Source organism: Pseudomonas sp. FW305-28, assembly GCF_017351395.1.
Taxonomy (GTDB): domain Bacteria; phylum Pseudomonadota; class Gammaproteobacteria; order Pseudomonadales; family Pseudomonadaceae; genus Aquipseudomonas; species Aquipseudomonas fluorescens_AA.
In genome coordinates, this window is sequence record NZ_JACNDD010000036.1 from 1 (window position 1) to 22574 (window position 22574).

21 protein-coding genes are annotated in these 22574 nt (G+C 62.2%); 11 read left to right on the forward strand and 10 right to left on the reverse strand.

Annotated features, from left to right (window positions below; all coding sequences use genetic code 11):
• Positions 1-142 precede the first annotated feature (142 nt).
• The 9 genes from J4E53_RS10900 to J4E53_RS10940 all read left to right on the forward strand — a co-directional run bounded on the left by J4E53_RS10900 (position 143) and on the right by J4E53_RS10940 (position 9575).
• Complete coding sequence (locus J4E53_RS10900; RefSeq protein WP_103308735.1) at positions 143-1114, forward strand: NAD-dependent epimerase; 972 nt, start codon at positions 143-145, stop codon at positions 1112-1114.
• Between the two features lie 26 nt (positions 1115-1140).
• Complete coding sequence (locus tag J4E53_RS10905; RefSeq protein WP_103308715.1) at positions 1141-1884, forward strand: glycosyltransferase family 2 protein; 744 nt, start codon at positions 1141-1143, stop codon at positions 1882-1884.
• A gap of 1 nt (position 1885) precedes the next feature.
• Positions 1886-2179 (forward strand): lipid-A-disaccharide synthase N-terminal domain-containing protein, encoded by a 294-nt coding sequence (locus J4E53_RS10910; protein ID WP_103308716.1) that lies wholly within the window; start codon positions 1886-1888, stop codon positions 2177-2179.
• A 67-nt stretch (positions 2180-2246) separates the two neighbouring features.
• A complete protein-coding gene (locus J4E53_RS10915) occupies positions 2247-3704 on the forward strand; it encodes a glycosyltransferase family 39 protein (protein WP_177431705.1) in 1458 nt (485 codons plus the stop codon).
• Positions 3705-4004: 300 nt separating this feature from the next.
• Positions 4005-5669, forward strand: coding sequence for an AMP-binding protein (locus J4E53_RS10920; RefSeq protein ID WP_103308718.1), 1665 nt, complete (start codon positions 4005-4007; stop codon positions 5667-5669).
• A 16-nt stretch (positions 5670-5685) separates the two neighbouring features.
• Positions 5686-6447, forward strand: coding sequence for an SDR family NAD(P)-dependent oxidoreductase (locus J4E53_RS10925; RefSeq protein WP_103308719.1), 762 nt, complete (start codon positions 5686-5688; stop codon positions 6445-6447).
• Between the two features lie 16 nt (positions 6448-6463).
• On the forward strand, positions 6464-7651 hold the full coding sequence (locus tag J4E53_RS10930; protein WP_060743213.1) for an acetyl-CoA C-acyltransferase: 1188 nt from the start codon (positions 6464-6466) through the stop codon (positions 7649-7651).
• A gap of 9 nt (positions 7652-7660) precedes the next feature.
• Positions 7661-8788 (forward strand): acyl-CoA dehydrogenase, encoded by a 1128-nt coding sequence (locus tag J4E53_RS10935; RefSeq protein WP_103308720.1) that lies wholly within the window; start codon positions 7661-7663, stop codon positions 8786-8788.
• Positions 8789-8801: 13 nt separating this feature from the next.
• Positions 8802-9575, forward strand: coding sequence for an enoyl-CoA hydratase (locus tag J4E53_RS10940; RefSeq protein ID WP_024617255.1), 774 nt, complete (start codon positions 8802-8804; stop codon positions 9573-9575).
• A 259-nt stretch (positions 9576-9834) separates the two neighbouring features.
• Here J4E53_RS10940 and J4E53_RS10945 read toward each other — a convergent pair whose 3' ends face one another.
• The 8 genes from J4E53_RS10945 to J4E53_RS10980 form a co-directional block, all read right to left on the reverse strand.
• Entirely contained in the window at positions 9835-10986 is a 1152-nt protein-coding gene (locus J4E53_RS10945; protein ID WP_092164474.1) for an acyl-CoA dehydrogenase family protein, read from the reverse strand.
• Positions 10987-10989: 3 nt separating this feature from the next.
• On the reverse strand, positions 10990-12096 hold the full coding sequence (locus J4E53_RS10950) for an enoyl-CoA hydratase/isomerase family protein (protein ID WP_103308721.1): 1107 nt from the start codon (positions 12094-12096) through the stop codon (positions 10990-10992).
• Positions 12097-12230: 134 nt separating this feature from the next.
• Positions 12231-12938, reverse strand: a complete 708-nt coding sequence (locus J4E53_RS10955) for an HPP family protein (RefSeq protein ID WP_060742295.1) — start codon at positions 12936-12938, stop codon at positions 12231-12233.
• Between the two features lie 176 nt (positions 12939-13114).
• A complete protein-coding gene (locus J4E53_RS10960; protein WP_103308722.1) occupies positions 13115-14494 on the reverse strand; it encodes a UDP-glucose/GDP-mannose dehydrogenase family protein in 1380 nt (459 codons plus the stop codon).
• 97 nt (positions 14495-14591) lie between these two features.
• A complete protein-coding gene (locus J4E53_RS10965) occupies positions 14592-15527 on the reverse strand; it encodes a LysR family transcriptional regulator (RefSeq protein ID WP_103308723.1) in 936 nt (311 codons plus the stop codon).
• Positions 15528-15704: 177 nt separating this feature from the next.
• Positions 15705-16265, reverse strand: coding sequence for a hypothetical protein (locus tag J4E53_RS10970; RefSeq protein ID WP_103308724.1), 561 nt, complete (start codon positions 16263-16265; stop codon positions 15705-15707).
• A 40-nt stretch (positions 16266-16305) separates the two neighbouring features.
• Complete coding sequence (locus J4E53_RS10975; RefSeq protein ID WP_060742299.1) at positions 16306-17097, reverse strand: putative hydro-lyase; 792 nt, start codon at positions 17095-17097, stop codon at positions 16306-16308.
• A gap of 91 nt (positions 17098-17188) precedes the next feature.
• Positions 17189-18136: a LysR family transcriptional regulator gene (locus tag J4E53_RS10980; RefSeq protein WP_060742300.1), complete on the reverse strand. Its 948-nt coding sequence runs from the start codon at positions 18134-18136 to the stop codon at positions 17189-17191.
• A 241-nt stretch (positions 18137-18377) separates the two neighbouring features.
• Between J4E53_RS10980 and J4E53_RS10985 the strand changes: the two genes are divergently transcribed.
• Positions 18378-19619 (forward strand): OprD family porin, encoded by a 1242-nt coding sequence (locus tag J4E53_RS10985; protein WP_103308725.1) that lies wholly within the window; start codon positions 18378-18380, stop codon positions 19617-19619.
• Between the two features lie 39 nt (positions 19620-19658).
• Here J4E53_RS10985 and J4E53_RS10990 read toward each other — a convergent pair whose 3' ends face one another.
• Complete coding sequence (locus J4E53_RS10990) at positions 19659-20339, reverse strand: bifunctional 2-polyprenyl-6-hydroxyphenol methylase/3-demethylubiquinol 3-O-methyltransferase UbiG (RefSeq protein WP_103308726.1); 681 nt, start codon at positions 20337-20339, stop codon at positions 19659-19661.
• 64 nt (positions 20340-20403) lie between these two features.
• Positions 20404-21033 (reverse strand): LysE family translocator, encoded by a 630-nt coding sequence (locus J4E53_RS10995; protein ID WP_060742303.1) that lies wholly within the window; start codon positions 21031-21033, stop codon positions 20404-20406.
• A 152-nt stretch (positions 21034-21185) separates the two neighbouring features.
• On the opposite strand from J4E53_RS10995, the gene J4E53_RS11000 reads away from it, so the two are divergent.
• A complete protein-coding gene (locus tag J4E53_RS11000; RefSeq protein WP_103308727.1) occupies positions 21186-22547 on the forward strand; it encodes an XAC2610-related protein in 1362 nt (453 codons plus the stop codon).
• Positions 22548-22574: the final 27 nt, after the last annotated feature.

The following is a 22574-nucleotide window of genomic DNA, read 5'->3' on the forward strand; positions in this document are numbered from 1 at the left end:
CTCGCTCCCACAGGGACTTTCGCCTGGCAAGCTGACACGCTCATAAAACCGTCATTTTTCTTTGATACAAGCCTGTGCAGGCGCCGGAAAAGCCGGGCCATCCATCAGGGTAATGTATGCAAGTGACCGTTTTGGGCTGCGTATGAGCGTACTGGTCACTGGTGCTGCTGGGTTCATCGGGTTTCATACCGCCAGGCGGTTGTGCAGCGAGGGCCATCAGGTCATCGGCATCGACAACCTCAACAGCTACTACAGCGTCGAACTGAAGCAGGCACGGCTGGCGTTGTTGGCTGAGTACAGTAACTTCCGCTTCTTGCGGCTGGATGTGGCCGACAAGCAGGCGCTGCTGGATGTATTTGCGAAAACCCCATTCGAGTACGTCGTCCACCTGGCGGCCCAGGCTGGCGTGCGCTATTCCATCGATAATCCCGACCTGTACGCGCAAAGCAACCTGGTGGGGTTCCTCAACGTGTTGGAAGCCTGCCGTGCCCACCGGCCGGCGCACCTGGTGTTCGCCTCGAGCAGCTCGGTGTATGGCTTGAACGACCAGTTGCCCTATGCCACCACCGATCCGGTGGATCAGCCCGTGTCTTTTTATGCGGCGACCAAGCGCGCCAATGAGCTGATGGCCCACGCTTACTCGCATCTCTACGGCATTCCCACCACCGGCCTGCGGTTTTTCACCGTGTATGGACCGTGGGGGCGGCCCGACATGGCACCGTTCAAATTCACCGACGCCATCCTCAACGCTCGCGCCATTGATCTCTACAACGATGGTGCGATGTCGCGGGACTTCACCTACATCGACGACATCGTCGAAGGCCTGGTGCGGTTGTTGCCGCGGCCGCCGGCCAATGAAACAGGCGTGCGCCACAAGCTCTACAACATCGGCTTCGGCGCTCCGGTGAAGCTCTTGCAGTTCGTCGAGTGCCTGGAAGAGGCCCTGGGCATTCCCGCGATCAAGCATTTCTTGCCGTTGCAACCGGGTGACGTGGTCGACACGTGGGCGGACACGCGGGAGCTGGAAGAACACATCGGGTTTCGCCCGCAGGTCGCGGTGCCCGTCGGCGTGCAGTCGTTTGTCGATTGGTACCGCGCGTATTACCGCGTTTAACCCCTCAGCTTTTTTACTGGAGCGTCATGCACGAACCCCTTTATGTGTCGGTCCTGATTCCGGCAAAGAACGAAGCCGGCAACCTCATTCCACTGTTGGAAGAAGTGCGGGCGGCGCTGGTGGACGAGGCCTTCGAAGTCATCGTGGTCGACGATGGCAGCACCGACGCCACTGCCGCGCAACTGCGGGCGTTGCAAGACAGTGGCTATCGCCAGTTGCGGGTGCTCAGCCATGCCCGCTCCCTCGGACAAAGCACGTCGATCTACCACGCCGCTGAGGTGGCCCGCGGGCATTGGCTGGCAACCCTCGATGGCGACGGGCAGAACGACCCGGCCGACCTGCCAAAGATGCTCGACCTGGTGCGCGGTTCGGAGGGGACGCCCGCCGGTGTCAAGCTGGTGGCGGGGCATCGCGTCAACCGCCGGGACACGGCGAGCAAGCGCTGGGCCTCGCGGTTCGCCAACAAACTGCGGGCCAGCCTGCTCAAGGACCAGACGCCCGATACCGGTTGCGGCATCAAGTTGATCGAGCGCGAGGCGTTTCTGCGCCTGCCGTATTTCGATCACATGCATCGCTTCATTCCGGCGCTGATCCGTCGGCACAACGGCCGGATGCTGGTTCACCCGGTGAATCACCGTGAGCGCGGGGCCGGGGTGTCCAACTACGGCAACCTCGACCGGGCGCTGGTGGGCATTGTCGATCTGTTCGGGGTGTGGTGGTTGATAAGACGCACCCGCCTGGATATCAACGCACAAGAAACCGAGGTGTGACATGGGCAGAGAATCGATATGGCTGGTCGTTGGCTTCGGCGGCCAGTTGGCCTTCACCGGGCGTTTTGCCCTGCAATGGCTGTATAGCGAGTACAAGAAGCGCAGCGTGATACCCGTGGGTTTCTGGTACTTGAGCATCATCGGTAGCGCGCTGTTGCTGGCCTATGCCATCTACCGCGAAGACCCTGTGTTCATTGTCGGCCAGTCCTTCGGCTTCATCGTTTACCTGCGCAATTTGCAGTTGATCGCCAAGCACCACGAGCAGGAAAACCGCGAACTGGCCGAGAAGGGCTGAGACGGTGCGGATACGATTGTCTTCCTCGCGACTGGAGCTTCTGGCGCTTGTGGCATTGGCCTTGATCATGGTGGGCGCCGGCCTGGGTTGGCGCCAACCGATGAACGTCGATGAAGAGCGCTTCCTCGGCGTTGCCCTGGAGATGCTGCAGAACGGCTCATGGTTCATTCCCCATCGCGCTGGGGAAATCTACGCCGACAAACCGCCGTTGTTCATGTGGGCGGTGGCCTCGTTCGTGCAATTGACCCACCTGCCGAAAGTCGCCCTGTACCTGCCCGCGCTGTTAGCCGGCGCCGTCACCACCGCATGCCTGTATGACCTGGGCCGGCGCTTGTGGGGGCGACGCGTGGGGGGGATCGCCGCGCTTCTGTTTCTCGCCACCTACCAGACCTACAGCATCCTGCGCACCGGGCAGATCGATGGTTTTCTTGCACTCTGGACCATCCTGGGGATCTATGGCTTGTGCCGGCATTTGATGCTCGGCCCGGCGTGGCGCTGGTATTACCTGGCCTGTGCGGCGATGGGGCTGGGGGTCATCAGCAAAGGCGTGGGGTTTCTGCCGGTGTTGATGTTGATTCCCTACGCCTATGGGGTGCGTCGAGGGTGGAAAGGCCTGATGTCCATGCCGGGCAAGGCGGGGGCCTGGTGGCTGGGGCTGGTCGTGGCGCTGGCCGCCATCGCGCTGTGGCTTGGGCCGTTGCTGCTGATCGTGTGGCAGGGCAGCCCCGACAGCCTGGCGTACGCCCAGGAAATCCTGCTCAAGCAGACGGCGGGGCGTTATGCCAATGCCTGGGAGCACCGCGAACCCTTCTGGTACTTCTTCGTCCAGGTGATTCCGAAATACTGGCTGCCGATCTTTTTCATGTTGCCATGGCTGGTGCCGGCCTGGCGCAGGCAGTTGCTCAAGCAGGATGGACGCGTGCTGGTACTGCTGGGGTGGGTGGTACTGGTGCTGTTGTTCTTCAGCCTGAGCAGTGGCAAGCGCAAGCTGTATATCTTTCCCGCGTTGCCGGCCTTGATCCTGCTGGTGGCACCGCTTGTGCCGTGGCTGCTGCACCGCTGGTTCAGCCGGCGTCCGAGGGGCAGGGTGGTATTCGCTGCCTTGACGGTGGTGTGGTTGTGCGCCTGGTTTGTGCGCGGCTTCATCGAGCCCTACAGGGAAGGCATCAACCCCCACCAGACCTTGATGCGTGATGTCGCGGAGCTGACTTCAAATGCCGAGTTGGTGCTCGTCGGGTGGCGCGAGGGGCATTGGCTGTTCGCCCAGCAGCCCATCGTGCATTTTGGCTTCCATGATCGCCAGTCCCTGGAACGATCCGCCACCTGGCTACGCAGCCACCCCCAGGCCTTTGCCTTGGTGCCCGCGCGGGACCTGGCGCGTTGCTACGACCCGCAAAAGGCGCGCCGGGTCGGCGATACCTCGCGGGCCGAGTGGTTCCTGGTGGGGCCTGATGCGGACAACCAGCGCTGCCAGTCCCCGGCGCCGGAGAAGGTTTACTCGTTCACATGGGCGCATCCTTTGTAGTGGCTGAAAACTTCCTGTGGCGAGGGAGCTTGCTCCCGCTGGGGCGCGAAGCGGCCCCAGAACCGCACAACCTGGTGTGTAAGGCTAATTGAGTTGAATGCTTTGGGGCTGCTGTGCAGCCCAGCGGGAGCAAGCTCCCTCGCCACAGGGGCTCGACTGGCAATACATCCCTCGAACCATGGCCAAACCAGTCAAGCAACTTGATGGCTTTGACCATTGCCGCCACCGCCCTTCGGCGCGAGTATTTGCCTGCTCTTCACGGTTCCCCCAGCCAATAAAAAGTACAGAGGGATTCTGGTCATGCGCGATTATTCGTCCGCCACGTCACAGTTCGATTACCAGCACACCGTCAACACCGCGCTGCACGGCTCGCTCGAGGCGCTCAATGCCTGTGTCGAGTGTTGCGACCGGCATGCATTGCCGGGTCGCATCGCCTTGTTCTGGGAGGGCCGTGACGGCAGCGAAGCCACCTGGACTTACCGCGACCTGCAGGACAATGCCGCACGGTTCGCCAACTTCCTGCGCGCCCAAGGCGTCGGTAAGGGCGACAAAGTGGCCGGCCTGCTGCCGCGCACCGCGGAACTCTTGATCGTCGTACTCGCCACCTGGCGTATCGGTGCGGTGTATCAACCGCTGTTCACCGCGTTCGGACCCAAGGCCATCGAGCACCGCCTCGGCAGCTCGGGTGCGCGGATCGTCGTGACCGACGCCGTCAACCGTCCCAAGCTCAATGAAGTTGCCGGTTGCCCCACCATCGTCACGGTCGGCGGCGAAAAGGGCCAAGGCATCGTGCGGGGCGACTACAGTTTCTGGGCCGAAGTGGCGAACCAGTCCAGCCAGTGCGAACCGCTGATGCTCACTGGCGAAGACCCGTTCCTGCTGATGTTCACCTCCGGCACCACGGGACCTGCCAAGGCGCTGTCGGTGCCGCTCAAGGCCATCGTGGCGTTCCAGAGCTACACCCGTGACGCGGTGGACCTGCGCCCTGAAGACGCCTTCTGGAACGTCGCCGACCCCGGTTGGGCCTACGGCATTTATTTTGGCGTGACCGGGCCGCTGGCCATGGGGCATCCGATTACCTTCTACGATGGCCCGTTCACCCTGGACAGCACCTGCCGGATCATCAACAAATACGGCATCACCAACCTGACTGGCTCGCCCACCGCGTATCGCCTGTTGATCGCCGGGGGCGAGCAGTTTGCCCGCTCGATCAAGGGTAAGCTGCGCATCGTCAGCAGCGCCGGTGAGCCATTGAACCCAGAGGTGATCCGCTGGTTCGCCGACAACTTGAACGTGGTGATCCACGACCATTACGGCCAGACCGAACTGGGCATGGTGCTGTGCAACCACCACGGGCTGGAACACCCGGTGCACCTGGGTGCGGCCGGTTTCGCCTCGCCGGGACACCGGATCGTGGTATTGGATGAAGACCAGCGCGAGCTGGGCGTGGGCCAGCCGGGCATTCTCGCGGTGGACCGCAGCCAGTCGCCCATGTGCTGGTTCGCCGGTTACGAAGGCGCGCCGACCAAGGCCTTCGTTGGCGACTACTACTTGAGCGGCGACACCGTGGAGCTGAATCCGGATGGCAGCATCAGCTTCGTCGGCCGCAGCGACGACGTGATCACCACTTCCGGCTACCGGGTCGGTCCGTTCGACGTGGAAAGCGCGCTGATCGAACACCCGGCCGTGGTGGAAACGGCGGTGATCGGCAAGCCTGATCCGGAGCGCACCGAGTTGGTGAAGGCCTTCGTGGTGCTCAGCAGCCAATATCGCGCCTCACCGGAGCTGGCCGAGGAATTGCGCCTGCATGTGCGCAAGCGCCTGGCGGCCCATGCCTATCCCCGTGAAATCGAGTTTGTCAGTGACTTGCCGAAAACCCCAAGTGGCAAGTTGCAGCGCTTTATCTTGCGCAACCAGGAAATCGCCAAGGCTCAAGAGGCTGCGGCGCAGAACGTTTCAGCTTGACCCCAAGGAAACCATGATGCAGATCGACAACAAGATTTTCCTCGTCAGCGGCGGTGCTTCCGGCCTCGGCGCGGCCACCGCTGACATGCTGGTCAAGGCCGGCGCCAAGGTGATGCTGGTGGACCTCAACGCCGACGCCGTGGCCGCCCAGGCGCAAAAGCTGGGTTGCCAGAGCGTGGTGGCCGATATCAGCAACGAAGCGGCGGCTGAAGCGGCAGTCAAGGCCACGGTCACGGCTTTCGGGGGGCTGAATGGCCTGGTGAATTGCGCCGGTATCGTGCGCGGCGAAAAAATCCTCGGCAAGAACGGCCCCCATGGGCTGGACAGCTTCAGCCAGGTGATCAACGTCAACCTGATCGGCAGCTTTAACCTGCTGCGCCTGGCGGCTGCGGCCATTGCCGAAACCGAGGCCAACGCCGACGGCGAACGTGGCGTGATCATCAACACTGCTTCGGTAGCGGCCTTCGACGGCCAGATCGGCCAGGCCGCCTACGCGGCCTCCAAAGGCGCCATCGCCAGCCTCACGTTGCCGGCCGCCCGTGAGCTGGCGCGTTTCGGTATCCGGGTGATGACCATTGCTCCGGGGATTTTCGAAACCCCGATGATGGCCGGCATGACGCCCGAGGTGCGTGATTCCCTGGCTGCCGGCGTACCGTTTCCACCGCGTCTTGGGAAACCTTCCGAGTACGCGGCGCTGGTCAGGCATATCATTGAGAACAGCATGCTCAACGGCGAGGTGATCCGTCTCGACGGCGCCTTGCGCATGGCAGCCAAATAAGTAAGGAGGATTCATGATGTCCAACGATCCTATTGTCATCGTCAGCGCGGTCCGTACCCCCATGGGCGGTTTCCAGGGCGAACTGAAAAGCCTCACCGCCCCACAACTCGGTGCCGCCGCTATCAAGGCCGCCGTGGAGCGGGCCGGTATCGCGCCGGGTGCGGTTGAAGAAGTGCTGTTCGGTTGCGTGCTCGCCGCTGGCCAGGGCCAGGCGCCGGCACGTCAGGCCGCGCTGGGCGCCGGGCTCGACAAGTCGACCCGCTGCACCACGCTCAACAAGATGTGCGGTTCGGGCATGGAAGCGGCGATCCTGGCCCATGACATGCTCATCGCCGGGAGTGCCGAGGTGGTGGTGGCCGGCGGCATGGAGAGCATGTCCAACGCCCCGTACCTGCTGGACCGCGCCCGCGGCGGTTACCGCATGGGCCATGGCCGGGTGCTTGACCACATGTTCCTCGATGGCCTGGAAGACGCCTACGACAAAGGTCGGCTGATGGGCACCTTCGCCGAAGATTGCGCCGAGGCCAATGGCCTGGGTCGCGAGGCCCAGGACGCCTTCGCCATTGCGTCCACCACCCGCGCCCAGCAGGCGATCGAGGACGGCAGTTTCGACGCCGAGATCGTGCCGTTGCAGGTCATGGTCGGCAAGGAACAAGTGACCATTCGCCACGACGAGCAGCCACCCAAAGCGCGGATCGACAAGATTGCTTCGCTCAAGCCGGCGTTCCGCGAGGGCGGCACGGTGACGGCGGCCAACTCCAGCTCCATTTCCGATGGCGCCGCAGCCCTGGTGCTGATGCGCCAGAGCCAAGCGGTCCAACGTGGCCTCAAGCCTCTGGCGGTGATCCATGGTCATGCCGCGTTCGCCGATACCCCGAGCCTGTTTCCCACCGCGCCGATTGGTGCCGTAAAGAAACTGATGCAAAAGACCGGTTGGACGCTGGATCAGGTCGACCTGTTCGAAGTCAACGAAGCCTTTGCCGTGGTGGGGCTGGTGACCATGGACAAGCTGGAAATCGCTCATGACAAGGTCAACGTTCACGGCGGCGCCTGTGCGCTGGGCCACCCGATTGGCGCGTCTGGCGCGCGGATCCTGGTGACCCTGCTGTCGGCCCTGCGCCAGAAAGGCTTGAAGCGCGGCGTCGCGGCCATTTGCATTGGCGGCGGCGAAGCCACGGCCATGGCCGTTGAATGCCTGTATTAAGGAACCACCATGCTCCCGACTGAAGAACAGACCCAAATCCGCGACATGGCCCGGCAGTTCGCCCAGGAGCGCCTGAAACCGTTCGCGGCCGAATGGGACCGCGAGCACCGTTTCCCCCGGGAAGCCATCGCTGAGATGGCCGAGCTGGGCTTTTTCGGCATGCTGGTGCCGGAACAGTGGGGCGGCTGTGACACCGGTTACCTGGCCTATGCGATGACCCTGGAGGAAATCGCCGCTGGCGATGGCGCCTGCTCGACCATCATGAGCGTGCACAACTCGGTGGGTTGCGTGCCGATCCTCAAGTTCGGCAACGATGAGCAGAAGGCGAAATTCCTCACGCCCCTGGCCAGCGGCGCAATGCTCGGCGCGTTTGCCCTGACCGAGCCCCAGGCCGGTTCGGACGCCAGCAGCCTGAAGACGCGGGCGCGCTTGGAGGGCGATCATTACGTGCTCAACGGTTGCAAGCAGTTCATCACCTCCGGGCAGAACGCCGGGGTGGTCATTGTGTTTGCGGTGACCGATCCGAGCGCCGGCAAGCGTGGCATCAGTGCGTTCATCGTGCCGACCGATTCGCCGGGTTACAGCGTGGCGCGGGTCGAAGACAAACTCGGCCAGCATGCGTCCGACACCTGCCAGATCCTTTTCGAGGAGGTGAAGGTGCCGATGGGCAATCGCCTGGGCGAGGAGGGTGAGGGCTACAAGATCGCCCTGGCGAACCTGGAAGGCGGACGGGTGGGCATCGCGGCGCAAGCGGTGGGCATGGCCCGCGCCGCGTTCGAAGCGGCCCGGGACTATGCCCGGGAGCGCTCCAGTTTCGGCAAGCCAATCATCGAGCACCAGGCCGTGGCGTTCCGCCTGGCCGACATGGCGACCCAGATCGCCGTGGCCCGGCAAATGGTGCACTACGCCGCCGCCCTGAGGGACAGCGGCCAGCCGGCGTTGGTGGAGGCGTCCATGGCCAAGCTGTTCGCTTCGGAAATGGCTGAAAAAGTCTGCTCCATGGCGTTGCAAACCCTGGGCGGTTACGGTTACCTCAACGACTTCCCGCTGGAGCGCATCTACCGCGACGTGCGGGTCTGCCAGATCTACGAAGGCACCAGCGACATTCAGCGCATGGTCATTTCGCGCAATCTTTGAACAGGAGTCCTGCATGAGCTATGAAACGATATTATTGGAGATCAAGGACCGCGTCGGCCTGATCACCCTCAACCGTCCACAGGCCTTGAACGCCTTGAATGCGCAGATCGTCAGCGAGCTGAACCAGGCGCTGGATAGCCTGGAGGCGGATCCGAAGATCGGCTGCATCGTGCTGACGGGCTCGAAAAAAGCCTTCGCCGCCGGTGCCGACATCAAGGAAATGGCCGAGCTGACCTACCCGCAGATCTACCTGGACGACCTGTTCAGCGACAGCGACCGCGTGGCCAACCGTCGCAAGCCGATCATCGCGGCGGTGAACGGTTTTGCCTTGGGCGGTGGTTGCGAGCTGGCGTTGATGTGCGACTTCATCCTGGCCGGCGACAATGCCAAGTTCGGCCAGCCGGAAATCAACCTCGGCGTGCTGCCGGGCATGGGCGGCACCCAGCGCCTGACCCGTGCGGTGGGCAAGGCCAAAGCCATGGAAATGTGCCTGACCGGGCGCTTTATCGACGCGGTAGAAGCCGAGCGCTGCGGCATCGTTGCGCGGATCGTACCGGCCGATGAGCTGCTGGACGATGCGCTGAAAACCGCAGCGTTGATCGCCTCCAAGTCGGTGCCCATCAGCATGATGGTCAAGGAAAGCGTCAACCGCGCGTTTGAAGTCAGCCTGTCCGAAGGCGTACGTTTCGAGCGCCGGGTATTCCACGCGGCGTTCGCGACGCAGGATCAGAAAGAAGGCATGGCGGCATTCGTGGCCAAGCGCGCGGCGGAGTTTCAGGATAAGTAAGGCGGCGTTCCGACTGACGCCATCGCGAGCAAGCTCGCTCCCACAGTGGATTTGGGGTGTACGCGTCATCTGTGTACGCCATCAAACCCTGTGGGAGCGGGCTTGCCCGCGAAGACGCCGGCACATCCAGCATGGAAGTGACTGACCTACCGCTTTCGCCAGCAAGCCCGCTCCCACACTGGATTTGGGGTGTACGCGTCATCTGTGTACGCCATCAAACCCTGTGGGAGCGAGCTTGCTCGCGATGCTTTTCCTGCTGTTACACCAGGTAGTGCTTGAGTTCCCGGGCGATGACCATCCGCTGTATCTCGCTCGATCCTTCGTAGATCTGGGTGATCCGCGCATCGCGGTAATAGCGTTCTACCGGGTAATCCTCGAGGTACCCGTACCCACCGTGAATCTGTATGGCCGAGGAGCAGACTTTCTCGGCCATTTCCGAGGCAAACAGCTTGGCCTGGGAGGCTTCCGACAGGCATGGCTTGCCGGCGCTGCGCAGGCGGGCGGCGTGGAGGATGAGCAGGCGGGTGGCGTTGATGCGGGTGTGCATGTCCGCCAGCAGGTTGGCGATGCTCTGGTGCTCGATGATCGGCTTGTCGAACTGGACGCGATCGCGGGCGTAGGCGAGCGCCGCTTCGAATGCCGCGCGGGCAATACCCAAGGCTTGCGCCGCGATGCCGATGCGACCGCCTTCCAGGTTGGACAAAGCGATGGCCAGACCTTTGCCACGCGCGCCCAGCAGGTTGGCCTCGGGGACGGTGCAATTGCTCAAGGTGACCGCGCAGGTGTCCGAAGCGCGGATGCCCATCTTGTGTTCGGTGCGATCGACGATGAACCCGGGCGTATCCGTGGGCACCAGGAACGCCGAAATACCTTTTTTGCCCAGCTCCGGATCCGTCACCGCAAACACGATGGCCAATTTCGCTCGCTTGCCGTTGCTGACGAACTGCTTGGCGCCGTTGATGACCCACTGACCATCGCGCAGTTCGGCCCGGGTGCGCAGATTGTGGGCTTCGGAACCGGCCTGGGGCTCGGTCAGGCAGAAGCAGCCAATGGCCTGGCCGCTGGCGAGCTCGGCCAGCCAGGTCTGTTTCTGTTCATCGGTGCCAAAATTCAGGACCGGCCCGCAACCCACCGAGTTGTGGATGCTCATCAGCGCCCCGGTGGCACCGTCGCCCGCGGAGATTTCCTCCACCGCCAGGGCATAGGCCACGTAATCGACGTAGGTGCCGCCCCATTCTTCCGGTACCACCATCCCCAACAGGCCCAGTTCACCCATCTTTGCCACCAGGCCGTCGTCGATCCAGCCGGCCTTTTCCCACGCCTGGGCATGGGGAGCGATTTCACCACGGGCGAAGTCCCGGGCCATGTCGCGGATCATCACTTGTTCTTCGGTCAGTTCGAGGTCGTGCATGGCTCAGTTCCCGTGGTCGTCGAAGCCGTCGAAGAAACTCGCCACATGGTCGGCGTCCAGCGCCTCCAGGGTCGGCGGGTTCCAGCACGGGTTCTTGTCTTTGTCGATCAGCAAGGCGCGCACGCCTTCGATCAGGTCACCGCGTTCGAACCATTGCCGGTCCAGATGCAGTTCCAGGGCAAAACAGTCTTCCAGGCTCAAATGCCGACCGCGCCGCAGCATTTCCAGGGTCACGGCCATGGCCAGGGGCGAGCGACTCTCCAGCAAGTCTGCGGTCTTCAGCGCCCATTCGTGGCTGTTGACGACGGTGACCTGGCGCAACTGCTCGACCATGCTTGGCACATCGGGCAGGGCAAAGAAATGGTCAATGGCCGGCCGCAAATCGGCCAGGGGGGGCGCAGGGAGTTGTTGCTGGCCGAGTTTGGCCAGCAGGCTTTGCAGGTCCTTGAGCGGCGTGTCGTGCCATTCCAGCCTATCGAGGCGCTCATCGAGCTGTTTGAGTTTGCGGCTGTCGAGATACCAGTCGGCCAACCCACAGTACAGCGCGTCGGCGGCACGGATCTGTACGCCGCTGACCCCCAGGTAGATCCCCAGCTCACCAGGAATGCGCGGCAGGAAATAACTGCCACCCACGTCCGGGAAATAGCCGATGGCGACTTCCGGCATGCCCAGACGACTGCGTTCGGTCACGATCCGCAGGTCGGCGCCTTGCACCAGGCCCATGCCACCGCCCAGCACGAAGCCGTCCATCAAGGCGAGAATCGGTTTGCGGTAATGGTGGATCGTCAGGTCGAGGGCGTATTCCTCGACGAAGAAATCTTCATGCAGGGTGTCGCCCTGCTTGTGGCTGTCGTACAGCGAGCGGATATCACCGCCGGCGCAGAAGGCCTTGTCGCCCGCGCCACGCAGTACCACCGCACGAATGTGTGGGTCGAGTGCCCAAGTATCGAGTTGTTGCTGCAAGCTGCGCACCATGCCCAGGGTGAGGGCATTGAGGCCGGCGGGGCGGTTCAGGGTCAAGTGGCCAATGTGATTGCGAACGTCGACCAGCACCTCATTGGCCACGGTTTCCATGGTTTCCGCAGCTTGGGATGAAACCTGAGCTGTCATCGCTAACTCCCTGCTTTTATTGTTTTTTACGAATGGTGTCGCGCGTACCCGTTCAGGATCGTACCAGTGCAAATTTGCCTTGCACAACCGGGATACGTGCAGGTCCTGTCTGCATATTTATAGCAGCCACAGGCTCAACCGCGACCGGAAAGCACCTCCGCGATGCTGCGGCGCCTGGCGTTTCGCTCGCTGGCCTGGATCAATTGTTCGAGATCTTGCGGGGTGACGTCGAAGAAGGCCTCCATTTCCGCCAGCGCCAATTTCAGGTCTTCGGCGGTGATGGCCTGGCGGTCGACGGGAGGGTGGTCAGCCGGTATGACGGCCGCCGGTTCGCTGGCGCGCTTGGGATAGCGCACTCGCGTCAGGTTGTTGTAGGCCAGCGCACAGGCGAGCAACCCGGAGCCGGCCAACATGGCCGCGCCGACCGCCTGCCAGTCCAGGGCAACGATGGACGGATCCGCCAGCACCAAAGTCGCCGCCAGGGCGCCTGCCGGTGGGTGCAGGCAACGCAGCCAGCACATCAACACCAGCGCCATGCCGGCCGCCAGGCAGGCGCTGCCCAGCGTCCGCCCCAATACATGGGCCACCAGCAGTGCCACGACCGACGCACACAGGTAGCCGCCGACAATCGACCAGGGCTGGGCGAGGGCACCCGAGGACACGGCAAACAACAACACGGCCGAAGCGCCGAGGGGGCCGATCAGGTGTTGCGCCACCTCAAGGCCAAAGACCTGGCCACATAGCCAGACACTGAACATCGTCCCCAGGGCCATGCCGAGGGCGGCGCGACTCCATTCGGTGGGGCGGGTATTGATAGCGGCGGGAAACCAGCGAGAAAGCATTTAGCGAGAATCCAAAAAACGAACAAAAAAAGGGGCTTACGGGAAAATCCCAGAAAGCCCTTTAAGTGTTCCAACAGTTGGGGGAGGAACGGTGCACAGTGTGCCGGTCACAACCCTTGCTTACAAATTCATATTAATGCTGGTTGAGTGCATTAATTTTGAGGTAACGGTCAGGCTCAAGCGCTTCTTGAGGCGGGGAACCACGTTTGCTGGGCAATGGGCAGGTTGCGTGACTGGCCGCGGCCCATGGGAAAATAGGTAAAGCCCTTGTCGGCCATGCGTTCGGGGTCGAACAGGTTGCGCCCGTCGAAAATCACCGGGGCCTTGAGTCGCTGCCGGATCAGCTCGAAGTCCGGCGCCTTGAAGGGCTGCCATTCGGTGCAGATGACCAGCGCGTCGGCCCCTGGCAACACCGATTCCGGCGTGCCCATCAGCATGAGTCGGGTTTCGTCTGGATAGAGCAGTTGCGTCTGCTGCATCGCCTCGGGGTCAAAGGCGCGGACACTGGCTCCCGCAGCCCAGAGCGACTCCAGCAGGGTGCGGCTCGGAGCATCGCGCATGTCGTCGGTGTTGGGTTTGAAGGCCAGGCCCCACAGCGCGAAGGTCTTGCCGCGCAGGTCGCCCTGGTAGAACGCGTTGATCCGCTCGAACAGCTTGTGTTTCTGCCGACCGTTGATGGCTTCCACCGCTTGCAGCAGGTCGCTGGAACAGTGCGCCTGCTCGGCGGTGTGGATCAGGGCGCGCATGTCCTTGGGGAAGCACGAGCCGCCGTAGCCGCATCCCGGGTAGATGAAGTGGTAACCGATGCGCGAGTCGGCACCGATGCCCAGGCGCACGGACTCGATGTCGGCCCCCAGGTGTTCGGCCAGCTCGGCGATCTGGTTGATAAAGCTGATCTTGGTCGCCAGCATGCCGTTGGCCGCGTATTTGGTCAGCTCGGCGCTGCGAAGGTCCATGAACAGGACTCGATCGTGATTGCGGTTGAACGGTGCGTACAGGTCGCGCATGGTTTCGCGCACTTCATCGCGCTCGCAGCCGATCACGATGCGATCCGGACGACGGCAATCGGCGACGGCCGAGCCTTCCTTGAGGAATTCGGGGTTGGAGACGATATCGAACTGCAGCAAGCGACTGGCCTTGAGCAGGTATCTGTCGATGTGCGCCCGCAGAACGTCACCGGTGCCCACCGGCACGGTGGACTTCTCCACCACAATGAGCGGTTGCTCGCGATAACGGGCGACAGCCTCGCCAACGGCCAGCACCTGGCTCAGGTCGGCACTGCCATCGTCCCGGGAGGGCGTACCCACGGCGATAAACAGTACCTGGCCGTGTTGCACGGCAAGCTGTTCGTCACAGGTGAAGTGCAAACGCCCGGCCTCCAGCCCTTCGCGCACCAGCGCGGCCAGGCCGGGTTCGAAAATACTCACCTGGCCTTGCCGAAGGCTGTCGACCTTGCGCTCGTCGATGTCCATGCACACCACGTCATGGCCCACCTCCGCCAACACGGCGGCTTGCACCAACCCTACGTAACCACTTCCGAATACACTGATCTTCATGGCGGATTCCCTGGATCATTCCGAGCGAGCGACATGCACAACCAGCGTTCGCCGCAGTGCGCTTGGTCCAGAATAAGTCGGGGATATTGCAGTTCACTTACAGTCCGCTGAAGTCTTGCCCCGCCAATCGGTACGCGGCTGGCAGTTGCGCGACGAACTCGCCGACCACCTCCCGGGTCAGGCTGACGATGTCTTCCACTCGCTCCATTCCGGCGCCGGTCCGCCAACTGGCGACAATGTCCATGACCGATGGCAGCGGCACGCCGTCCACCAAGGTCAATGTACCCTGGGCCAGTTCGCCGACCACCAGCGCCGCGGGCATGGCGCCGATGCCAAAGCCGTCGCGAACCAGGCGGGTGATGGCCGAGGCCGAGTTCACGCAGTTGATGCGTGGCGAGACGATGTTGGCCGAGTGCAGCAGGTTGAGGATGTCCTGGTGAGGCCGTGAGTTGCGTGAGAACGTTACGATGCGTTCCTGGGACAGTTCTTCCAGTGACCCATAGGTTCGGTCATAGGCGGAGCCGGTGCGCACCACCCAGTGCATCGGATAACGGGTCAGCAACGCATTGCGCACGCTGTCCAGGCGCAGGATGTCGGTCTGGAAAATGATGTCCTGGTAGCCTTTTTCCAGCTGTGAACAGAGGTTGCTCGCGGTGTCGGCCGACAGTTCGATCTCCAGGGCCGGGTAGCATTCCATCAGGCGTGTCACCAAGGGACTAAGCCAGGTGTGGATCACCGTATCCATCGCGCCGATACGGATCCGGCCACGCACCTGGCGCGGATCCTTGATCACGGCTTTCATGCTTTGCAGGGTGTCCATGATGCGCTCGGCGTATTCCAGCACGCGCTGGCCTTCGGAGGTCAGCGACACCCCTTTGGAATCGCGCACGAACAGGCGCACGCCCATTTCATCTTCCAGGGCGGCGATCCGGCTGGAAATGGAGGCCTGGGTGGTGAACAGCTTTTCCGCGGTGAGGCGAAAGCTCTTCAGGCGGGCAACCCAGACGAAGGTTTCGAGAAACTTGATGTTCACTGGGGGCGGTTCCTTGGGACAGTCATGGGCGCATAGAAACAATGGCGACGGGAGTAACCCCACCCGGTGGGAGCAAGGCTTGCCCGCGATGAAGATAACGCGGTCTCCCTAGGAACCGAGGCCTTTGCATCGCGAGCAAGCTTTGCTCCCACAGAGAAATCCCCTCGTCACAATTGCCTAGGCGGGCTTCATTTTCTTCACTGCTCCGGTATTAGCCAAGCAGCGGACTACCTCTAGCAATTCGTCCAAATCCGGCGCGTTATCAATAATCGCCTCGGGCCGGCACCATGGATAGTCCAACCTTGATACCCAGGCCATGATCATCGGCAGATCGGTCGCCGGCAGGGTCTTCATGTGTTCTATGGTGATGGTCAATCGCTTGACCCGTTGCGACTGCGGATCGAACTGCCAGTCGTACAGGCCGCAACCGACACGCGCCTCGCCGCTGTTCTTGTCTGACATCGCCACCAGCCATTTGCACTGGAACGCCTCGGCGTTTGCCGGCGGAGGGGCGGCCAGGCAGAACGTGTAGACGTTTTCGAAGGTCTGGCCGAAGCGCCTGACCAGCACATCGCCAATGGCGGCACGGCCTTCAACGTGGTCGGGAAACGTGATGGCGCCGGTGTGCACGACCATGTCCAGGATGGCAGCCGCTGTAAAGGCCTGGTCCAGCAGGTGCGGGCGGTTGCCGTCCTTGGCACGGATGTACTGTTGAATCGAGAACTGAGCAGTATTCATCGTGGATCCCTTCAAGTCGCAAAGCAGCCTCGTTCGAGGCCTACAAATCACTGTTCCATAAGTCCGTCACCAGCATGCAACCCGGGGCGTGGGTGATGCACAGCGGTGGACGCGAGGCCTGGACCACCGATTGAGGCGTCACGCCGCAGGCCCAGAACACCGGGATCTCGTCCGCTTCCACCGGTACGGCATCACCGTAGTCCGGCGTGTCCAGGGATTGAATGCCGATCAGTGATGGATCGCCGATGTGCACCGGGGCGCCGTGGACATTGGGCATGCGCCCGGTAATCTGGATCGCCTGGATGGCCGCGGCGGCTTTCATCGGCCGCATGGTCACCACCATCTTGCCAGACAGGCGGGCGGTGGGTCGCGTGTCGATGTTGGTCTGGAACATCGCGACATTGCGTCCCAGTTCAATGTGCCGCAAACGGATGCCGGCCTCCAGCAAGGGTTGTTCGAAGGAGAACGAACAACCGAGGGCGAAGGCCACCAGGTCGTCCTGCCACAGGTGTTCGATGTCCAGCGGCGACTCGCTCAACTCGCCGTGGCGATAGACCCGGTATTGAGGCACTTCATGACGGATATCGATGGCCGCGCCCAGGTTGCGGAAGAACGGATCCCCTGGCTCGGTCACGTCAAGCACCGGGCAGGCCTGGCGGTTGAGGGTGCAGTAGCGCAGGAATTCATTGGCCCAGTCGCCGGGCAGAATCACGATATTGGCTTGCACGCGACCCTGGCCCAGGCCGCTGGTATGGCCCTGGTACTGGCCGGCGGCGATGCTTTGGCGCAGGACGAGAGGCGTGCATTGCTGCAGTTGTTCGAAGGACGTCATCACGGGTTCTCCAAGTGTTCGTTCGCTACTTTGAGAACAGCGTGGTGAGGACGTCCAACAAGGAATATTGGTACCCCGCGACAACTAAAAGTTATTCGAGAGGCGCCTGGCTGTTCAGGCCGGGGGCGGCCACCATGCGCAACGGCCCGACATCGACGGCGTACTGGCTGACCACCTGGCGGCTCATCTGGACGATGTTCTCGATCAACTCCAGGCCGACGCCAGCGCGCCAGGACGCAACGACGTCCAGTTGGGGCAGGGCGATACCGGGTTCGAGCGGGATCAATTCGCCGCTGGCCAGGGGCTTGGCCACCAGCGCGGCCGGTAAGGCGCCGATGCCGAAACCGTCACGAATCAGCCGGGTCATGGCCGAGACCGAATTGACGCAACTGACCCGCGGCGCGCTCACGCCATGGGCGTACAGCAGGTTGAGCACGTCCTGATGCGGGCGCGAATGCTTGACGAAGGTGATGATGCGCTCGCTGGCCATCTCCGCCAACGACCCATAGGGTCGGGCATAGATCGACTGGCTGGCGGCGATCCAATGCATGGGGTAGTGCCCCAGTTCCAGATTGCGCACGCTTTCGTGGCGCACCAGATCGGTCTGGAACACGATGTCCAGGTAGCCTTTCTGCAATTGCTCACAGAGGTTGCGTGCGGCATCGGCGGTGATTTCGATTTCCACGGCGGGAAAGGCCTGCATCAGCATCGACATCAATGGGCTGAGCCAGGTGTGGATCACCGTATCCATCACGCCGATGCGCACCAGGCCTTGCTGGGGGCTGCTGGTGTCCAGTGATTGCTTCAGCGCCCGTTGGACGTCGAGCATCTGTTGCGCGTAATCGAGCACCTTGAGGCCTTCGGGTGTCAGCGAGACGCCGCGCGAATCCCGTACGAACAGGCGCAAGCCCAGTTCCTCTTCCAGTGACGCGATCCGGCTGGAGATCGCCGCCTGGGTGCTGAACATCTTCTCAGCGGTGAGGCTGAAGCTTTGCAGCCGGGCGACCCAGACGAAGGTTTCGAGGAATTTGAGGTTCATGAAGGCTCTCTGGGGACGTGTAGTTCTTATTGATTGCAATTGTTACTCCAGATCGGGCCATCGGGCGCATCAAATTTTCTTATGCCCGATCCGGCTTTTTTCCCGTTTGACGCTGCGCGGATCCGGCACCAAGAATCCGCTCCACGACGCAGGCCCATTGCGCCGGTATCCCCATGACAACAATAACGAGGCGTGCGCACAGCCCTGGCGGGTTCGCTCGCGCCCATAAAAGGAGCGCGCCATGCAACATGCCACATTCCCTCGATGGACCTGCACCTCGGCGGGCACCTTGCTCAGCCTGAGCCTGATCGGCGTGCCGTGCGCCCAGGCTGACTTCATCGCCGACAGCAAAGGCAGCCTGGAGGCCCGCAACTACTACTTCAACCGCGACTTTCGCCAGGAAGGGGCACGGGACAAGGCCGAGGAATGGGCCCAGGGCTTTCTGCTGCGGATGGAATCGGGATACACCGCCGGGACCGTGGGTTTCGGCCTCGATGCCTTGGGCATGGCCGGTTTCAAGCTGGACTCCGGCGGCGGCACGGCCGGCACCAATCTGTTGCCAGCGGATTTGTCTGGCGGTTCCCAGGACCGTTATGGCGAATTGGGCCTGACCGCCAAGGTGCGCCTGTCCAATAGCACCTTGAAACTGGGGACGTTGCAGATCAAGGACCCGGCGGTGAGTTCCAACGACACGCGCCTGTTGCCGGGAACGTTCAAGGGTGGGTTGCTGAGCGTGCAGGAAATCGATCGTTTGAAGCTGACTGCCGGGCAACTCACGCAGATCAACTTTGTCGACTCCACCGACTACCAGGACATGACCGCCAACCGTATCGGTGGCAGCAGTGACAAGTTCCAGTTCGCCGGGGCGGACTATCAGTTCCTGCCGAACCTCACGGCGCAATACCGCTATAGCCAGTTGCAGGATATCTACCAGCAAAACTATTTCGGGTTCGTCCACACCCTGGACCTGGGCGCAGGCCAGTCATTCAAGAGTGACGTGCGTTACTCGCGCAGCGCCGAAGACGGCAGCTTCCGCGATCTCGACAACCAGGCCTTCGGCGCCTTGTTCACCTACAGCCTGGCGGGCCATGCCGTGGGCCTGGGCTATCAGCGCATGAGCGGCGACGATCCGTTCCCCTACATCGGCCGCAGCGATCCGTACCTGGTCAACTTCGTGCAGATCGGCGACTTCGCCAACATCAACGAACGTTCCTGGCAAGCGCGTTATGACTACAACTTCGCGGCCATTGGCGTGCCCGGGCTGACCTTCATGACTCGATACATCAGTGGCGACAACGTCCAGCGCAGCGCCGCAGGCGAAGGCAAGGAATGGGAGCGCAACACGGACATTGCCTATGTGGTGCAAGACGGCACGTTGAAGGGGCTGGGCTTGAAATGGCGCAACGCGACGGTGCGCTCGAATTTTGGTAATGACCTGGATGAGAATCGGCTGATCGTCAGCTATACGGTGGCGCTGTGGTAACGATATTCCGGTAACACCGAAGGGGGGGCCGTCGAGTCGCTAACGCCATGACGGGGATTGTTCGGCCACCAGAAGCAGTGACTGCGGCACCGGGCTTTGCGGGTGCTGCGGCTCCTGCAGGCCCACCAGTCGAAAACCAGCCATGTCCAAGGCATTGAGCCAACTGGACAAGGTGCGGAAGTACCATGGCATCGGCTGCCATTGGCCTTTGAACCCATCGAAGGTCTCTTCCCGCCAGCCGTCCTGATAGTTACCCGCCACCACGGTCCAGGGGTGCAACGTCTGGATCACCAGTGCACCGCCAGGGCTGAGTAAGGCGTTCATGGCGGCGAGCAGCGGGATGATGTCCTGATGCAACAGGGCGAAGTTGGCGCAGACCAGGTCGTAGCCGCTGCCGACGTCCACCTTCGCCTCTACCAGTGCTTCATAGCTTGCCAGATGCACCGGCGAGGATCCCGACGCCCGGGCCGCATCGACCAAGGTCGCGTCGCCATCCACACCCACCGCCTCGACGCCCCGTTCAGCCAGCGCCCGCAACAACCAACCTTCGCCACAACCCAGATCCAGCACGCGCTCGGGCTGACGGCTCAGTACTGCCAGCAGCATGGCCTGGTCGGTGACCGTCTGACGGCTTTCGATGGCCCCCGTGCGGATGGCTTCTATCCAGGCTTGGGCATTGTGCTGCCAGCTTTGGAGGAGGGTGGTTTCGGAGAGCGACATTGATCCAGCTCCGGCAATAGGTCGAGTAAGCATAGGACAACGGCTGGCGCAGAGGCGCCGCAGGTCAAAGCGGTCGGTCAAGAAACAACAGGCGTGCCGCCAGCGCTGCCATGACCCCGGCAAAACCATAGGTGCCCAGGCGTCTTGAAATCCCACCGCTTGCCAGTTTTGCCCTGAGCTGTGCGGCGCCAACACCCAGCAGCGTATGGAAGACCAGTGCAATCAGTGCCAGCAAGGCGCCAAGGAAGATCAACTGCAAGCCCACGCCGCCGGCCTTGAGGTTGACGAACTGGGGCAGGAACACCATGAAGAACAGCAGCGCCTTGGGATTCAAGAGGCTGTTGAGGGCGCCTCGGCAGAAGATTTTCCACAGTGAAGCCGCCTGGAGCTGGCTATCCTGCGTCGCTGCCGGTGTTCTGAGTGCTTGCCAGGCCAGCCACAGCAGATAACCGGCCCCGGCCAGGCGCAGCACGTCGAACGCTGGCGCCCAGCTCATGACCAGCGCGCCAATGCCAGCGCTGACCATCAGCGTCATCAGCGCGTCCGAAAAGGCAATGCCGAGGGCGGCTGCGACGCCGGCACGCCAGCCGTGGGCCAACGCATGGCTGGTGACAAAGGCCATGTTGGGCCCCGGAACGATCAGCAGAAGTACGACAGCAACCACGAACAGGTAGAGATTGGCGGTATCCGGCATGGGGAACACTCCGTGGGATGAGCCACGACAGTAAGCGAAGGGCGAGGAGGGCGTCAGTTACAGTCCGGGCTTATCTGATAGCAACAGTCGTCTCGCGATGAATCACGGTTGTCGCTAAACTGCGGCCCCGAATTCAGCAAGGAAGTCGATGGATGCGTTCGCTTGTCGGCAGTGTGCTTCTTTCCACGGCTCTGACGGCCTCGGTCATGGCCGAGCCGCGGGCGTTTTCGGTGAATGATCGCAGCGGTCAGTACCTGATCGAAGTGCTGTTCCCGGAGCCGCCGGAAGATCCACATCAGCTGGCACAAGCGTTCATTACCGTGCGCGACAGCAAAACCCTCGAAACCCTGCAGCAATTGCAGACGCCCGCCGGCAATGTGCCCGTGGACCGCAACGGTAAGGTCGATAACTGGCTACTTGGCCCCCAGAGCCTGCTGTACTTCGACGGCCGCCAGGACTTGGCGATTCGCAACGGCAATGATCCCGAGGCGAGCTACAAACCGACATTCGACGTCTACCTGCAAGACCCGCAGAAAACCCAATGGGCCCTCAACCCGGCCCTGACGAACCTGGCAAAGGAGGACAGCAAAGGCATGTTCTCCGTCAGCCCGCTGGACGGCATCCTGCTTTCGCAAACCGACCGCGACTGTTGCTGGACGCGCGCCACCCACTGGAAAATGCGTGGCGACGAGTTGGTGCTGCTCTATTCGAGCACCGAAGAGCAAATCCAGCCTACCGAGCCAGGCGAAAACACCAGCATGCCCGGCGGCTACACGCTGCGCACCACGGGTGAATTGAAAGAAGGCCAGTGGCACGAACAGTCGCGCCTGGAAGGTCCGGAAAAGGAGGATCCGGTGATCCTTGCCGGCACCTTCGACGCCAAGACCCCGGTAGAGCTCTGGTATCAGGCGCAAGGCGCCGTGATCATTGGCGAAGTGCGCTATACCCAGGCGGACAATAGCGAACCGATCAAGCTGCTGGGCATTCGGGAAGATGCTGACGATGGCCTTGTCAGCCTCCATGAATATGCCGGCGACGGTGGTCAAACGGGTACCTGGCGGATCTCCCGGGAAAAAGTCGAACCCTATTTTTTCACCGGCACATGGATCAGCGATGCCAAGGGCGACGACCGCCAACGGGCTGTCCTGCTGCATGATGAAGAACGGGAATTGGATGCCGATAAAATCGACGACGTCGACGCTGACCAGCGCAGCGGCCATTACCGGATGCGCCAGGATGCCCCGGGGCACGACGCGGATCTGGACTTGAAGATCCTCCCGGACCGCGACGCCAATGGGAAAGAAGTCGCTGAGTTCACCGTGACCACGAAGGACAACGTGACCGAACATCACATCGTGCCGATGGACACCGACAACCTGATCATCGTGCGCGAGCCGCAAGCCAGCGAGAAGAACGGGCCGTATCACATTCAATTGGTGAAAGGCTTTGCGGTCATTGGCTATAACGCGGATTCACAGGACGGATTGGCTGGGGTGTATTTGAAGCTGCGTTGAGCACCACAGCAGCCAATCGGACAGTAA

What these genes read in the sequence shown, in the direction of transcription:
- J4E53_RS10900 (WP_103308735.1), top strand. Translation starts at nt 143, where the DNA reads ATGAGCGTACTGGTCACTGGTGCTGCTGGGTTCATCGGGTTTCATACC.
- J4E53_RS10905 (WP_103308715.1), top strand. Translation starts at nt 1,141, where the DNA reads ATGCACGAACCCCTTTATGTGTCGGTCCTGATTCCGGCAAAGAACGAA.
- J4E53_RS10910 (WP_103308716.1), top strand. Translation starts at nt 1,886, where the DNA reads ATGGGCAGAGAATCGATATGGCTGGTCGTTGGCTTCGGCGGCCAGTTG.
- J4E53_RS10915 (WP_177431705.1), top strand. Translation starts at nt 2,247, where the DNA reads ATGGTGGGCGCCGGCCTGGGTTGGCGCCAACCGATGAACGTCGATGAA.
- J4E53_RS10920 (WP_103308718.1), top strand. Translation starts at nt 4,005, where the DNA reads ATGCGCGATTATTCGTCCGCCACGTCACAGTTCGATTACCAGCACACC.
- J4E53_RS10925 (WP_103308719.1), top strand. Translation starts at nt 5,686, where the DNA reads ATGCAGATCGACAACAAGATTTTCCTCGTCAGCGGCGGTGCTTCCGGC.
- J4E53_RS10930 (WP_060743213.1), top strand. Translation starts at nt 6,464, where the DNA reads ATGTCCAACGATCCTATTGTCATCGTCAGCGCGGTCCGTACCCCCATG.
- J4E53_RS10935 (WP_103308720.1), top strand. Translation starts at nt 7,661, where the DNA reads ATGCTCCCGACTGAAGAACAGACCCAAATCCGCGACATGGCCCGGCAG.
- J4E53_RS10940 (WP_024617255.1), top strand. Translation starts at nt 8,802, where the DNA reads ATGAGCTATGAAACGATATTATTGGAGATCAAGGACCGCGTCGGCCTG.
- J4E53_RS10945 (WP_092164474.1), bottom strand. Translation starts at nt 10,986, where the DNA reads ATGCACGACCTCGAACTGACCGAAGAACAAGTGATGATCCGCGACATG.
- J4E53_RS10950 (WP_103308721.1), bottom strand. Translation starts at nt 12,096, where the DNA reads ATGACAGCTCAGGTTTCATCCCAAGCTGCGGAAACCATGGAAACCGTG.
- J4E53_RS10955 (WP_060742295.1), bottom strand. Translation starts at nt 12,938, where the DNA reads ATGCTTTCTCGCTGGTTTCCCGCCGCTATCAATACCCGCCCCACCGAA.
- J4E53_RS10960 (WP_103308722.1), bottom strand. Translation starts at nt 14,494, where the DNA reads ATGAAGATCAGTGTATTCGGAAGTGGTTACGTAGGGTTGGTGCAAGCC.
- J4E53_RS10970 (WP_103308724.1), bottom strand. Translation starts at nt 16,265, where the DNA reads ATGAATACTGCTCAGTTCTCGATTCAACAGTACATCCGTGCCAAGGAC.
- J4E53_RS10975 (WP_060742299.1), bottom strand. Translation starts at nt 17,097, where the DNA reads ATGACGTCCTTCGAACAACTGCAGCAATGCACGCCTCTCGTCCTGCGC.
- J4E53_RS10980 (WP_060742300.1), bottom strand. Translation starts at nt 18,136, where the DNA reads ATGAACCTCAAATTCCTCGAAACCTTCGTCTGGGTCGCCCGGCTGCAA.
- J4E53_RS10985 (WP_103308725.1), top strand. Translation starts at nt 18,378, where the DNA reads ATGCAACATGCCACATTCCCTCGATGGACCTGCACCTCGGCGGGCACC.
- J4E53_RS10990 (WP_103308726.1), bottom strand. Translation starts at nt 20,339, where the DNA reads ATGTCGCTCTCCGAAACCACCCTCCTCCAAAGCTGGCAGCACAATGCC.
- J4E53_RS10995 (WP_060742303.1), bottom strand. Translation starts at nt 21,033, where the DNA reads ATGCCGGATACCGCCAATCTCTACCTGTTCGTGGTTGCTGTCGTACTT.
- J4E53_RS11000 (WP_103308727.1), top strand. Translation starts at nt 21,186, where the DNA reads ATGCGTTCGCTTGTCGGCAGTGTGCTTCTTTCCACGGCTCTGACGGCC.